The sequence below is a fragment of the Cellulomonas sp. URHB0016 genome (genome assembly GCF_054057935.1).
In genome coordinates, this window is sequence record NZ_JBSRZU010000001.1 from 398,641 (window position 1) to 412,689 (window position 14,049).

Annotated in this window: 12 protein-coding genes and 1 pseudogene; 5 read left to right on the forward strand and 8 right to left on the reverse strand. The window is 72.1% G+C overall.

The genetic code is table 11. The features are described from left to right. Positions 1 to 287: 287 nt before the first annotated feature. The 5 genes from scpB to ACVW07_RS01915 all read right to left on the reverse strand — a co-directional run bounded on the left by scpB (position 288) and on the right by ACVW07_RS01915 (position 4,806). On the reverse strand, positions 288 to 950 hold the full coding sequence (scpB, locus tag ACVW07_RS01895) for an SMC-Scp complex subunit ScpB (RefSeq protein ID WP_456817599.1): 663 nt from the start codon (positions 948 to 950) through the stop codon (positions 288 to 290). Continuing rightward, the gene (locus ACVW07_RS01900; RefSeq protein ID WP_456817600.1) at positions 947 to 1,903 is read right to left on the reverse strand and encodes a segregation and condensation protein A; all 957 of its coding nucleotides are present in this window, start codon (positions 1,901 to 1,903) and stop codon (positions 947 to 949) included. Before ACVW07_RS01900 ends, scpB begins: the two co-directional genes overlap by 4 nt. Continuing rightward, a complete protein-coding gene (locus tag ACVW07_RS01905) occupies positions 1,887 to 2,753 on the reverse strand; it encodes a ParA family protein (protein WP_456817601.1) in 867 nt (288 codons plus the stop codon). The genes ACVW07_RS01900 and ACVW07_RS01905 overlap by 17 nt, the downstream gene beginning before the upstream one ends. Positions 2,754 to 2,843: 90 nt before the next feature. Further along, positions 2,844 to 3,800: a site-specific tyrosine recombinase XerD gene (locus tag ACVW07_RS01910; protein ID WP_456817602.1), complete on the reverse strand. Its 957-nt coding sequence runs from the start codon at positions 3,798 to 3,800 to the stop codon at positions 2,844 to 2,846. Positions 3,801 to 3,816: 16 nt separating this feature from the next. Further along, positions 3,817 to 4,806, reverse strand: coding sequence for a heme o synthase (locus ACVW07_RS01915; protein ID WP_456817603.1), 990 nt, complete (start codon positions 4,804 to 4,806; stop codon positions 3,817 to 3,819). Positions 4,807 to 5,108: 302 nt separating this feature from the next. Between ACVW07_RS01915 and tkt the strand changes: the two genes are divergently transcribed. The 5 genes and pseudogenes from tkt (at position 5,109) to pgl (ending at position 12,360) form a co-directional block, all read left to right on the forward strand. Further along, positions 5,109 to 7,277, forward strand: a complete 2,169-nt coding sequence (tkt, locus tag ACVW07_RS01920) for a transketolase (protein WP_456817604.1) — start codon at positions 5,109 to 5,111, stop codon at positions 7,275 to 7,277. Positions 7,278 to 7,337: 60 nt separating this feature from the next. Continuing rightward, positions 7,338 to 8,321, forward strand: a pseudogene (tal, locus tag ACVW07_RS01925) (transaldolase); the annotation flags it as partial. Between the two features lie 156 nt (positions 8,322 to 8,477). Next, the gene (gene zwf, locus ACVW07_RS01930) at positions 8,478 to 10,016 is read left to right on the forward strand and encodes a glucose-6-phosphate dehydrogenase (protein WP_456821011.1); all 1,539 of its coding nucleotides are present in this window, start codon (positions 8,478 to 8,480) and stop codon (positions 10,014 to 10,016) included. Next, on the forward strand, positions 10,013 to 10,930 hold the full coding sequence (locus tag ACVW07_RS01935; RefSeq protein ID WP_456817605.1) for a glucose-6-phosphate dehydrogenase assembly protein OpcA: 918 nt from the start codon (positions 10,013 to 10,015) through the stop codon (positions 10,928 to 10,930). The genes zwf and ACVW07_RS01935 overlap by 4 nt, the downstream gene beginning before the upstream one ends. Next, the gene (gene pgl / locus ACVW07_RS01940; RefSeq protein WP_456817606.1) at positions 10,927 to 12,360 is read left to right on the forward strand and encodes a 6-phosphogluconolactonase; all 1,434 of its coding nucleotides are present in this window, start codon (positions 10,927 to 10,929) and stop codon (positions 12,358 to 12,360) included. Before ACVW07_RS01935 ends, pgl begins: the two co-directional genes overlap by 4 nt. 108 nt (positions 12,361 to 12,468) lie before the next feature. Here the strand turns inward: pgl and ACVW07_RS01945 are convergent, their stop codons facing one another. From ACVW07_RS01945 to tpiA, 3 genes are all read right to left on the reverse strand, one after another. Continuing rightward, positions 12,469 to 12,819 (reverse strand): RNA polymerase-binding protein RbpA, encoded by a 351-nt coding sequence (locus ACVW07_RS01945; RefSeq protein WP_456817607.1) that lies wholly within the window; start codon positions 12,817 to 12,819, stop codon positions 12,469 to 12,471. 12 nt (positions 12,820 to 12,831) lie between these two features. After that, positions 12,832 to 13,077, reverse strand: coding sequence for a preprotein translocase subunit SecG (secG, locus tag ACVW07_RS01950; protein ID WP_203758379.1), 246 nt, complete (start codon positions 13,075 to 13,077; stop codon positions 12,832 to 12,834). A 174-nt stretch (positions 13,078 to 13,251) separates the two neighbouring features. After that, positions 13,252 to 14,046: a triose-phosphate isomerase gene (tpiA, locus tag ACVW07_RS01955; protein WP_456817608.1), complete on the reverse strand. Its 795-nt coding sequence runs from the start codon at positions 14,044 to 14,046 to the stop codon at positions 13,252 to 13,254. Between the last annotated feature and the right edge of the window lie 3 nt (positions 14,047 to 14,049).

Consider the following 14,049-nt stretch of genomic DNA (forward strand, 5'->3'; position numbering starts at 1 on the left):
GCTCCCCCCCGTGCCGCCACTCCGTCCGGCGTTCGCGCCGCTGGGGCGTCCGGTGCCACCCGCACCGCCTCGGCCTGCAGCGCCGCCTGCGCCGCCCGTGCTGCCCCGGCTCGTCCCACCGGAGTCTCCGCGCCCGGCACCGCCGGCGGCGCCACGTCCGGAGCCCGAGCCGCCGCCGTGGCCACCGCCACCGGACCGTCCGCCGGCGGGTCCACCGCGCCCGGCGCCACCGGCACCACGTGCGCGGTCACCGCCCTGGCCTGCGCTTCCGCGTCTCTCTTGCGGGGTCATCTGCTGTCTCCGATCGCGTGGTCGACACCCTCGAGCCCGTCGATGTCCGGGAGGTAGGGCGCGAGCGGGGGCAGCTCGTCCAAGGAGGACAGGCCCATCCGCTCCAAGAAGTATCCCGTGGTCGAGTACAGGACCGCGCCACTGCCCGGGTCGGTCCCGACCTCGGCGACGAGTCCACGAGCGGCGAGGGTGCGCACCACGCCGTCGACGTTCACGCCGCGCACCGCCGAGACCTGCCCGCGGGTGACCGGCTGGCGGTACGCGATCACCGCCAGCGTCTCGAGCGCCGCCTGCGTGAGACGGGCCGTCTGCCCGTCGACGACGAACCGCCCGACCACGTCCGCGTACGCCGGCGCCGTGTAGATCCGCCAGCCCTCCCCCGCCCGACGGAGCTCGAAGCCGCGAGGGCGGCCGCCGAGGGCACCCCGGTACTCGGCGGCCAGCTCGTCGAGGAGGGCCTCGACACGGGCGGTCGGCAGTGCCAGGACGGTGGCGAGCCGGAGCGCCGGGATCGGCTCGTCGGCGACCATGAGCACGGCCTCCAGGGCGGCCAGCGCACCGCCCGGCAGGTCGTCGACGTCGAGCGCCGGCTCGTCCGGCTGGACGGGCGTCGTCTGCGCCTCCGCGTCGGGCGAGGCGTGGGCGTCCTGCTCGGTCATGCGTCCGTCCCCTCGTGCTGCGTGCGGTGCTCGGCACCGGCGTTCTGGTCCTGGCCCGTCGCCGGGCTCGCCCAGGTCGCCTCGTCGGACGGCTCGACCGACGCCGGGTCCTGCTGGTCGAAGTCGTCGGAGACCTCGACGTCCCCCTCGGTCGACCCCGTCCAGCGCACCGTGAGCTCGCCGAGCGGCGTGACCTGCTCGAACCCGACGGCACCCTCACGGAACAGCTCCAGCAGGGCGAGGAACCGTGCGACGACGACGATCGTCGACCCGGCGTCGGCCGTGAGCGCGCGGAACGAGGTCGCCCCGCCGTGCCGCAGGCGGTCGACGAGCACCGCGGCCTGTTCCCGCACGCTCACAGGTGGTGCATGCAGGTGACTGATGTCGACGCCGGGTGGTGCCGCCCTCGGTTGCGTCACTCTCGCTGCCAGAGCAGCGAGCTGGTCCGCACCGACCTGCCAGACGAGCTCCGGCAGGAGTGCGGCGAGGTGGGGCTCGAGCCCGACGACACGGGGGAACCGCCTGCCCTCCGTCGCGAACCGCTCCGCGAGGTCGGCGGCGACGCGCTTGTACGCCCGGTACTGCAGCAGCCGGGCGAAGAGGAGGTCGCGCGCCTCGAGGAGCTCGAGATCCTCGGCGTTCTCGACCTCGGCGGACGGCAGCAGCCGCGCGGCCTTGAGATCGAGGAGCGTCGCGGCGACGACGAGGAACTCGCTCGCCTGGCTGAGGTCCCAGGCCCGGTCCGCGGCACGGATGTGCGAGATGAACTCGTCGGTCACCCGCGCCAGGGCGACCTCGGTGATGTCGAGCTTGTGCTTCGCGATCAGACCGAGGAGCAGGTCGAACGGGCCGCTGAAGTTGTCGAGGTGGACCTCGAAGCCGTGCGTCCCTGCCGGGGCGGGCTCGTCGGCCTGGTGCTCGGGGACCGCGCGCTCGTCAGGCGGCGTCGCCACGGGCGACGAGCTCACGTGCCAGTTGACGGTAGGCCGCCGCACCGCTGTGCGTCGGGGCGTAGGTGGTGATCGGCTCGGCCGCGACCGTCGCGTCCGGGAACTTCACCGTGCGGCCGATGACGGTCTGCAGCAGCGTGTCGCCGAACGCCTCGTGCACCCGCGCGACGACCTCGCGCGCGTGCAGGGTGCGCGAGTCGTACATGGTCGCGAGGATGCCGTCGACCTCGAGGCGCGGGTTGAGCCGGTCGCGCACCTTCTCGATGGTCTCGACCAGCAGTGCGACGCCGCGCAGCGCGAAGAACTCGCACTCCAGCGGGATGAGCACACCGTGCGCGGCGGTCAGGGCGTTCACGGTGAGCAGCCCCAGGGACGGCTGGCAGTCGATGAGCACCACGTCGTAGTCGTCGAGCACCGGCCGCAGGGCCCGCGCCAGGACGGTCTCCCGCGCGACCTCGCCGACCAGCTGCACCTCCGCCGCGGACAGGTCGATGTTCGCGGGCAGCAGGTCGAGGTTCGGGTTCGCGGTGGTCCGGACGACGGCGGCGATGTCGGCGTCCCGCTCCATCAGCAGGTTGTAGATCGTCCGGTCGAGCTCGTGCGGGCTGATGCCCAGGCCCACGGACGCGGCACCCTGCGGGTCGAAGTCCACGACGAGGACGCGACGGCCGTACTCGGCCAGCGCGGCACCCAGGTTGATGGTGGTCGTCGTCTTGCCGACCCCACCCTTCTGGTTGCACATCGCGATCACTCGGGCCGGACCGTGCGACACCAGGGGGGCCGGGTCGGGGTACTCGGGCAGGGGACGGCCGACGGCGTCGAGCTGCGGTTCGGTCGTCTGCTGGCTCACCACGCGGCACAACCTACCGGAGGTGGACCCCGCGCGACGGAGCGACAGACCGGACATGTCCGAACGGGCCTGGTCCTGGTCGCCGGCGGGTCCTCACAGCGCGCGCGGGTGCGCCGCCGCGTAGACCTCACGCAGGGTGTCCGGGGTGACCAGGGTGTAGATCTGCGTGGTCGTCACGGAGGCGTGCCCGAGGAGCTCCTGGACCACGCGCACGTCGGCGCCGCCGGCGAGCAGGTGCGTCGCGAACGAGTGCCGCAGCGTGTGCGGGGAGATGTGGTCGGCGCCGGGGAGCCCTGCGCGGTTCGCGGCGGTCCGCAGCACCGCCCAGGCGCTCTGCCGGCTCAGCTGATGGCCACGGGTGTTCAGGAACACCGCCGACGTGCCGCGTCCTCCGGCCGCGAGCGCGGGCCGGGACCGGACCAGGTAGGCCTCGAGGGCCTCGAGGGCGAACGAGCCGAGCGGCACCACCCGCTCCTTGTTCCCCTTGCCCAGCAGCCGGACCGAGGACCGGCCGGGTGCGCGGTCCACGTCGTCGACGGCGAGCCCGACCGCTTCCGAGATGCGGGCGCCCGTCGAGTAGACGACCTCCAGCAGCGCCCGGTCGCGCAGCGGGACCGGACCGTCCCCGACGCCGGCGGCGTCGAGGAGCCGCTCCACGTCCGCGACCGAGATCGCCTTCGGCAGGCGCCTCGGCTGGGCAGGCGGCCGCACGGCCCCCGCGGCGTCGGCCGTCGTCAGCCCGTCGAGCACGAGGAACCGGTGCCAGCCCCGGACGGCCACCACGGCGCGTGCCGCCGACGAGGCCGACAGCGCGGCCCGGCGGTCGGAGCCCGTCCGCACCGCGACGAGGAAGTCCTCCACGTCGCGCTCGGCCACGTCACCGGGTGCTGCGCGCCCGATCGACTGCAGGTAGGCGACGTAGCGCTCGAGGTCCCGCCGGTAGGCGGCGAGCGTGTTGGCGGACAGGCCCCGCTCGACGCTCAGGTGGGCCAGATAGCCCTCGAGCGCCGCGCGCAACGGTCCGTCGGGAAGCGCCGCGCGTCCGACCACCGAGAACGACCTCAGGTCAGAGGGGAAGGAACACGTCGACCGCGATCGCGACCGACAGCAGCGTCAGATAGGTGATGGACGCGTGGAACACGCTCATCGCCTTGAGCTTGGGGTGCTGGGGGTCCTGGGCGCGGCGCAGGAGGCCGATGCACGACCACAGGAACCATGCGCCGAGGGCCGTCGCCGCGGCGGCGTACACCCACGTCATGTGGGCCACCGGGACGAGCAGGAGGCTGCACGCGATCATCGCCAGCGTGTACGCGATCATCTCGCGGGCGACCTTGGTGTCCTTGGCCACGACCGGCAGCATCGGCACCCCGGCGCGGGCGTAGTCCTCGCGGAACTTCATCGACAGCGGCCAGTAGTGCGGCGGGGTCCAGAAGAAGATCACGCCGAACAGGAGCGCCGCCGCCCAGGACACGCCTCCCGTGACGGCCGACCACCCGATCAGCACGGGCATGCACCCTGCGGCGCCACCCCACACGATGTTCTGCGGCGTGCGCCGCTTGAGGATCATCGTGTAGCCCACCACGTAGATGAGGATCGCGACCGCGGTCAGCAGTGCCGACGCCGGGTTCACGAACGACGCGAGCCACGCCAACGACAGGACGCCGAGCGCAAGGCCGAACACCAGGGCGGACCGGGGCGTCACCTCCCCCGTGACGATCGGGCGTCGCTTCGTGCGGTTCATGACCTGGTCGATGTCGCGGTCCAGGTAGCAGTTCAGGACGTTCGCCGAACCCGCCGCCCCCGCACCCCCGACGAGCGTGGCGACCACGAGCCACAGGCTCGGCATGCCCCGTTCCGCCAGGACCATGGTCGGTACCGTCGTCACCAGGAGCAGCTCGATGACGCGCGGCTTCGTGAGCGCGACGTACGGTCCGACCGTGCCGAGGAGCCGGCGCCCGGCAGGACGCGTCGCCGGCGCGACGGCCGCCCGCGGACCTGGGGTCGGCAGCGTCGACGCTCCGGCGTCGTCGACTGACAGGGGGCTGCTGAGGCGCACGCTCTGCGGTTCCGTTCGTGTTGCGGCGGGGGTGACTGTCGCGGCTGCCATGCTACGGCCTGGTGCGGCCCACGCATGGTTGCTGGGGCCCCCGGACGGGCTCGTCAGGTGTGAGTTCGGTCGCCCGTCGCGACCCGTGGTCACTCCCGTCGCCCTTCTGCGAGTGCGATATAGGCTCGACGCGCACGGATCGTCGACCGCTCCCCTCAGCGCGCCGTACGTCCGGCCCGGTGCCCCGTCGAGGGCGCCCGATCACGTCTGACACGACACCCGGCCCCCGGCACGGGTGGGAATGAGGTGCGGTGAACGCGAAGGCTCCCCTGGCTCGGACGGTCGGTTGGACCGATCTCGACCTGCGTGCGGTGGACACCGTCCGCGTCCTGGCGGCCGACGCCGTGGAGAAGGTCGGCAACGGGCACCCCGGGACGGCCATCAGCCTCGCCCCGGCCGCGTACCTGCTGTACCAGAACGTGCTGCGCCACGATCCGGCCGACCCGCACTGGCTGGGCCGCGACCGCTTCGTGCTGTCCGCCGGGCACTCCTGCCTCACGCAGTACATCCAGCTGTACCTCGCCGGCTTCGGGCTGGAGATCGAGGACCTCCAGGCGCTGCGCACGTGGGGCTCGAAGACCCCCGGCCACCCCGAGTACCGGCACACCACCGGCGTGGAGATCACCACCGGACCGCTCGGCCAGGGCCTGGCGTCCGCCGTCGGCTTCGCGATGGCCCAGCGTCGTGAGCGCGGACTGCTCGACCCCGACGCCGCCCCGGGCACGAGCCCGTTCGACCACTACACGTACGTCATCTGCTCGGACGGCGACCTGCAGGAGGGCGTCACCAGCGAGGCCTCGTCCGTCGCGGGCACCCAGGAGCTCGGCAACCTCATCGTGCTGTGGGACGACAACCACATCTCGATCGAGGGCGACACCGAGATCGCCTTCACCGAGGACGTGCTGGCCCGGTACGAGGCATACGGGTGGCACGTGCAGTTCGTCGACTGGACCGCCGGTGGCGAGTACCGCGAGGACGTCGACGCCCTCGCGGCCGCGATCGACGCGGCGAAGGCGGTCACGGACAAGCCGTCGTTCATCGGCCTCCGCACGCTGATCGCGTGGCCCACGCCGAACAAGACGAACGACCACTCGTCGCACGGCTCGAAGCTCGGCACCGAGGCCATCCGGGGCCTGAAGGAGACCCTCGGGTTCGACCCGGAGCAGACGTTCGAGGTCGCCCCCGAGGTCCTCGCGCACACCCGGTCGCTGTCGGAGCGCACCGCCGAGTCCAAGGCTCAGTGGCAGAAGTCGTTCGACGCGTGGCGCAGCGCCAACCCGGAGAACGCCGAGCTGCTCGACCGGCTCGTCGCGCGCCGCCTGCCGCAGGGCTGGGAGGACGCGCTGCCGGTGTTCCCCGCCGGCAAGGCCGTCGCGACGCGCGCCGCGTCCGGTGAGGTGCTCAGCGCCATCGGCCCGGTGCTCCCCGAGCTGTGGGGCGGCTCGGCCGACCTGGCGGGCTCGAACAACACCACGATGAAGGGCGCCTCGTCCTTCATCCCCGCGAAGCGTTCCACCCACGAGTTCGCCGGCGACGAGCTCGGCCGCACCCTGCACTTCGGCATCCGTGAGCACGGCATGGGCGCGATCCTGTCCGGCATCACCCTGCACGGCCTGACGCGCCCCTACGGCGGCACGTTCCTGCAGTTCGCCGACTACATGCGCGGCTCGGTCCGCCTCGCGTCGCTCATGGGTGTCCCGGCGACGTACGTGTGGACCCACGACTCGATCGGCCTCGGCGAGGACGGCCCGACCCACCAGCCGGTGGAGCACCTCACCGCCCTGCGCGCCATCCCGGGTCTGACGGTGCTGCGGCCGGCCGACGCGAACGAGACCGCCCAGGCGTGGAAGGCGATCCTCGAGCACACGGACGGCCCGGTCGGCCTCATCCTCACGCGACAGAATGTCCCGACGTTCCCGCGCGGCGAGGACGGCTTCGCGTCGGCCGAGGGCGTCAAGCGCGGCGCCTACGTGCTGATCGACGCGAGCACCGGTACGCCCGACGTGATCCTCATCGGCACGGGCTCGGAGGTGCAGCTCGCCGTCGCGGCCCGCGAGACGCTCGAGGCCGCCGGTGTCGCGACCCGCGTCGTGTCGGCCCCGTCGCTCGAGTGGTTCGCCGAGCAGGACGACGCGTACCGCGAGTCGGTCCTCCCCCGGTCCGTCCGCGCCCGGGTGTCCGTCGAGGCGGGCATCGCCCTGTCGTGGCACAAGATCGTCGGCGACGCCGGGCGCACGATCTCGCTCGAGCACTTCGGCGCCTCGGCCGACTACGAGACGCTCTACCGGGAGTTCGGGATCACGGCGGAGGCCGTCGTCGCGGCGGCCCACGAGTCGCTCGCGGCGGCGCGCGGTGACGCCGCGCCGTCCGCGTCCCAGGCGGCGCCCACCCAGAGCGGCACGGGAGACCTCCCGGCCTGAGACGGTTCGTGGCCCCGCCACACCGCGGGGCCGACTGCGGGAAGGAAGTGGGGAACGACCATGGCACCGAGCAGCACCCCTCTGGCCCGGCTCGTCGACGCGGGAGTGTCGATCTGGCTCGACGACCTCTCGCGGGAGCGACTGCGCACCGGGAACCTCGTCGAGCTGGTCGAGCACTCCGGCGTGGTGGGCGTGACCACCAACCCGACGATCTTCGCGAGCGCCCTGTCGAAGGGGGACGCGTACGACGCCCAGCTCCGTGAGCTGGCGGCGGGCGGCGCGTCCCTCGACGACGCGGTGTTCCGGATCACGACCGACGACGTGCGGGCCGGTGCGGACGTCCTGCGTCCCGTGTACGACCGGACGGACGGCGTGGACGGCCGCGTGTCCATCGAGGTCGACCCCCGGCTCGCGAAGGACACGGAGGGGACCGTCGCGTCGGCGAAGGCCCTCTGGTCGACGGTCGACCGTCCCAACGTGTTCATCAAGATCCCGGCCACCCTCGACGGCCTGCCGGCGATCACGGCGGTGCTGGCCGAGGGCATCAGCGTCAACGTGACGCTGATCTTCTCGCTCGACCGGTACCGTGCCGTGCTCGACGCCTTCCTCGCGGGGCTCGAGCAGGCGAAGGCCAACGGCCACGACCTCGCCCCCATCGCCTCTGTCGCCTCGTTCTTCGTCTCTCGGGTGGACGCGGCGATCGACCCCCGGCTCGACGAGCTCGGCACGCCCGAGGCCGCGGACCTGCGCGGCAAGGCTGCCATCGCCAACGCCCGGCTCGCCTACGGCGTGTACCAGGAGGTCGTCTCGAGCGAGCGCTGGCAGGCCCTCGAGGCCGCCGGTGCGCGGCCGCAGCGACCTCTGTGGGCGTCGACCGGTGTGAAGGACAAGGCCTATCCGGACACCTTGTACGTCGACGAGCTCGTCGTCGCCGGTGTGGTGAACACCATGCCTGAGGCGACCCTGACCGCCGTGATCGACCACGGCGGCGACGGCTCGGACACCGTGACCGGCCGTGAGCAGGAGTCGGCGGCGACGATCGCCCGGCTCCGGGACGTCGGGATCGACATCGACGAGGTCACCCAGCACCTGGGAGGACGAGGGCGTGGAGAAGTTCATCGCCAGCTGGGGGCAGCTCCTCGACACCGTCGCCGACGGGCTGCGCGACGCGCAGACCGACAACGCCGATGGGGAGGCCAGGTGAGCGCCAAGGTCGCCGAGGGGCAGAACCCCCTGCGCGACCCCCGGGACCGCCGTCTGCCGCGGATCGCCGGGCCCTCGGGCCTGGTGATCTTCGGCGTGACGGGCGACCTGGCTCGCAAGAAGCTGATGCCCGCCGTGTACGACCTGACGAACCGGGGCCTGCTTCCTCCCGGCTTCGCCCTCACCGGCTTCGCCCGCAGGGACTGGGCGACGCAGGACTTCGCCCAGATCGTGCACGACTCCGTCAAGCAGTACGCGCGGACACCGTTCCGCGAGGCGACGTGGCGCCAGCTGTCCGAGGGCATCCGCTTCGTGCAGGGCACGTTCGACGACGACGACGCGTTCGACCGGCTCCGCCAGACCGTCGAGGAGCTCGACGTCTCACGCGGCACGGGCGGCAACCACGCGTTCTACCTGTCGATCCCGCCGAGCTCGTTCCCGGTCGTCTGCAAGCAGCTCGCGCGCTCGGGGCTCTCGCAGCCGTCGGACGGCACCTGGCGCCGCGTGGTCATCGAGAAGCCGTTCGGGCACGACCTCAAGAGCGCGCGCGAGCTCAACGACATCGTCTCGTCGGTGTTCCGGCCGGACGACATCTTCCGGATCGACCACTACCTGGGCAAGGAGACGGTGCAGAACCTTCTGGCACTGCGCTTCGCGAACCAGCTGTTCGAGCCGATCTGGAACTCGAACTACGTCGACCACGTGCAGATCACCATGGCCGAGGACATCGGGATCGGCGGCCGCGCCGGGTACTACGACGGCATCGGCGCGGCACGCGACGTCATCCAGAACCACCTGCTGCAGCTCCTGGCGCTCACTGCCATGGAGGAGCCCGTGTCGTTCGAGGCCGAGGGGCTGCGCGCCGAGAAGATCAAGGCGCTCTCCGCGGTCCGGCTCCCCCGCGACCTCGGCAAGCACACGGTGCGTGGCCAGTACACGGCCGGGTGGCAGGGCGGCGAGAAGGTCGTCGGGTACCTCGAGGAGGAGGGCTTCAACCCGAAGTCCACCACCGAGACGTTCGCGGCGGTCCGCGTCGACATCGACACCCGCCGGTGGGCGGGTGTCCCGTTCTACCTGCGCACGGGCAAGCGTCTCGGCCGCCGGGTCACCGAGATCGCGGTCGTGTTCAAGAGGGCGCCCCACCTTCCGTTCGAGTCGACGGCGACCGAGGAGCTCGGCAAGAACGCCCTTGTCATCCGTGTGCAGCCGGACGAGGGCGTCACGCTGCGGTTCGGTGCGAAGGTGCCAGGTACCGCGATGGAGGTGCGCGACGTCACGATGGACTTCGGCTACGGGCACGCGTTCACGGAGTCGTCCCCCGAGGCCTACGAGCGGCTCATCCTCGACGTCCTGCTCGGTGACCCGCCACTGTTCCCCCGGCACGAGGAGGTCGAGCTGTCCTGGAAGATCCTCGACCCGATCACCGAGTACTGGGCGTCCAAGGGCAAGCCTGACGAGTACCGCTCGGGCACGTGGGGCCCGGAGTCGGCCGACCAGATGATGGAGCGCGACGGGCGCTCCTGGAGGCGACCGTGATCATCAACCTGCCCGAGACGACCACCCGCGCCATCAACAGGCGCCTGGTCAAGGAGCGCGACGAGGGCGGCGCGATCGCACTCGGCCGGGTCCTCAACCTGCTGATCGACGCGGGTGCGCACGACCCTGAGGAGGCGATCGCTGCCGCTAACGACGCCAGCCGAGAGCACCCGTGCCGCGTCATCGTCATCTCGAAGGACACGAAGCAGCGGTCGGCGACCCTCGACGCGCAGATCCGGCTGGGCGGCGACGCAGGAGCGAGCGAGGTGATCGTCCTGCGGCCTTCGGGCGAGCTCGACGACCACCTGGACACGCTCGTCATGCCGCTCCTGCTCCCCGACGCCCCGATCGTCACGTGGTGGCCCTTCGACGTCCCAGTGAACCCGGCCGAGCACCCGCTGGGCCGCATGGCGCAACGCCGCATCACGGACGCGTCGCAGGTCTCCAAGCCGCCGGCCGAGCTGCGCAAGCTGGCGGAGGTGTACGTCGACGGTGACACCGACCTCGCGTGGACCCGCGCCACGCTGTGGCGTGGCCTGATCGCGGCGACGCTCGACCAGCCGCCGTACGAACCGGTCCGTCGAGCGGTCGTGGTCGGCGAGAGCACCCACCCGTCCGTCGACCTCATGGCGGCGTGGCTCGCGCAGTCGCTGAGGTGCCCGGTCGACGTGGAGCGGCTCAAGGACGCTCCGGCGATCACGCAGGTCCGGCTCGAGCGTGCGTCGGGAGACATCGTCCTGGACCGCCCGGACGGGAAGACCGCTGCGTTGCGGCAGCCGAACCAGCCGGAGCACCGGATCGCCCTGCCGATCCGCCAGCTGCGCGAGTGCCTCGCGGAGGAGCTGCGCCGGCTCGACGCCGACGACGTGTACGGCGAGGTGCTCCAGAAGGGCCTCGCGAGGATCGACGCGTGACGGCCCGGGACGTCGTCGTCCACCCGGACGCGACGGTGCTGGCCGAGGCCGTCGCCGCCCGGTTGCTCACCCGGCTCGTCGACGTCCAGTCGCACCGGCGTCCCGTGCACGTGGTGCTCACCGGCGGCACGGTGGGCATCAAGGCGCTGGCAGCCGTCGCCGCAAGCCCCGTGCGCGACGCCGTCGACTGGTCCGGCGTCCACCTGTGGTGGGGGGACGAGCGCTTTGTGCCGGACGGCCATGCCGACCGGAACGAGACCCAGGCACGGTCGGCACTCTTCGACCCCCTGGGTGACGCCCTCCCGCCAGGCAACATGCACGCGATGCCGGCCCTCAGCGACGACATCACGACACCCGAGGCCTCCGCAGCTGCCTATGCGGCCGAGCTCGCGCGGTGGTCCTCGCACGGCGCGCACGTCCCCGCGTTCGACGTCCTGCTCCTCGGTATGGGACCGGACGGCCACGTCGCGTCGCTGTTCCCCGGACACTCGGCGCTGGACGCCGTGGGCAGCGCGACGGTCGGGGTGCAGGGCTCCCCCAAGCCTCCGCCCGAGCGCGTGTCCCTGACCTTCGAGGCGATCCACGCCGCTCGCGAGGTATGGGTCGTCGCCTCGGGGGCCGAGAAGGCCGCCGCGGTCGCGGCGGCCCTGGGTGACGACGACCTCCACCGGACCCCGGCGGCGGGCGCGCTGGGCTCCGAACGGACGTTGTGGCTGGTCGACGTCGCGGCCACGGAGCAGCTCGTCGCTGCCCTCCCCGTGGGACCCGCGCCGGCGCTGTGGTCGGCCGTCGACGCCTACTTCGAGCCGCTCGTCCACGAGGACGACGCCCTGGTCGACGTCCGGAGGAACGCCTCGGAGCACGGTCTGCCCGAGATCGCGGTCGCGCCGAACCAGGGTGCACTGCTCTCCATCCTGGCTCGCACGGCCGGAGCGCGTCGGATCCTCGAGCTCGGCACGCTGGGCGGATACAGCACTCTGTGGCTGGCGAGGGCGCTACCGGCGGACGGGCGGCTCGTCACGCTCGAGATCGACCCCGTGCACGCCGACGTCGCCAGGCAGTCGCTGGCTGCAGCCGGGGTGGGCGACCTCGTCGAGATCGTCGTGGGGCCCGCCTCGGAGTCGCTCGACCGCCTCGTCACGCAGCGTGTGGAGCCGTTCGACCTGGTGTTCGTCGACGCGGACAAGGAGTCCCTCGACCGGTACCTGGACCAGGCCCTGTCACTCGTGCGCCCGGGTGCGCTGATCGTGGTCGACAACGTGGTCCGAGGTGGCGCCGTCGTGGCGCCGGACCACCCCGACGAGCGCGTCCAGGGCGTCCGCCGGTTCGCCGCACACCTCGCCACGATCCGTGACATCGAGGCGACCGTGGTGCAGACCGTGGGGAGCAAGGGCTACGACGGGTTCGCGCTGATCCGCGTCAAGGACTGACCGGCACCTGCTCGCCGTGCGTCGGCACGTGCCGGCAGACGCCGAAGGCCCTGACACCGGCCTGCACCGGAGTCAGGGCCTTCGGCGTACCGCGTCCGTCCCTCGGGCCTAGACGCCGCCGCGACGTGCCCGGAGAGCAGCGAGAGCCTCGTCGAGGATGGCGGCGCCGTCCTCGTCGGACCGGCGCTCCTTCACGTACGCGAGGTGCGTCTTGTACGGCTCGTTCTTGGACGGCGAGGGCGGGTTCTCCTGGTCCTGGCCGGCGGGAAAGCCGCAGCGCGGGCAGTCCCACGTCGCAGGCGCCTCGGCGGCCGCCTCCTCGGCGAAGCTGGGCCGGGTCTCGTGGCCGTTCGCGCACCAGTAGGAGATCCAGATGCGAGGGGCCGCGTCGCCGCGCTCCGCCTCGCCCATAGGACCGGCTCCGACTCGCGACCCCCTGATCGCACTTCCGCTCGCCATCGCCGGCCCCTCTCAGTCCGCCACGCGCTCGAGAAGTCCGAGCAGGATGATGATGGCCGTCCAGGCCAGGGCCACGCCGACCGTGATCCGGTTGAGGTTGCGCTCCGCGACACCGGACGAGCCGGCGCTGCTCGTGATGCCGCCGCCGAACATGTCCGACAGGCCGCCGCCCTTGCCCTTGTGCAGCAGCACGAGCGGGACGAGCAGCAGGCTGGTCAGGACCAGCAGCACCTGGAGGGTGATGCGCAGGGCGTTCACGTGGTGTCGTTCCTCACTGGACGGGCACGCCACGGCCGGTTGGCTGCGACGTTGCGGGTGACCGCGGTACAGGGTAGGCGACGAGGGGCGGTTCGATCCACCACCACCGCCTCCTGGACGGCAGTCGGCCGGACAGGCGGGCGGACCTCGAGGGTGCCGAGGTCCGCCCGCCGGTCAGAGACCGACCGCGTGCGCCTGGTAGCGCGCAATCTTCGCGAACTCCTCGGGGTCGAGGCTCGCACCACCGACGAGCGCACCGTCGACGTCCGGCTTCGCCATGATCGAGGCCACGTTCGACGACTTCACCGAGCCGCCGTACAGCACGCGGACGACCTGCGCCGTGGCCGAGTCGTACAGCTCGGCGAGCCGGCCGCGGATCGCCTCGGACATCTCCTGAGCGTCCTCGGGCGTGGCGGTCTCCCCCGTACCGATCGCCCACACGGGCTCGTACGCGATGACCACGTCGCGGACCTGCTCGGCCGTGACGTCCGCCAGGCCACCCTCGAGCTGCAGCAGCGTGTGCTGCACGTGCGCCGCCGCACGGCGGGTGTCGAGGTCCTCGCCGATGCACAGGATCGGGCTGATGCCCTCCTCCAGCGCGTTGCGGAGCTTGGCGTTCACCAGCGCGTCCGACTCGTGGTGGTACTCGCGCCGCTCCGAGTGCCCGACCGTCACGTACGAGACGCCCAGCTTCGCCAGGAACAACGGCGAGATCTCACCGGTGTACGCGCCCGCCTTGTGCGCCGAGACGTCCTGCGCGCCGTACTTCAGGTCGAGCTTGTCCGCGTCCACGAGCGTCTGCACGCCACGCAGGTCGGTGAACGGCGGGAGGACCGCCACCTCGACCGCCGAGTAGTCGTGCTTGCCGTCGCGCAGCGCCCAGGCGAGCTTCTGCAGCGTGTGGGTCGCCTGGTGGTGGTCCAGGTTCATCTTCCAGTTGCCCGCCATCAGCGGGATACGCGTCGTCAACGC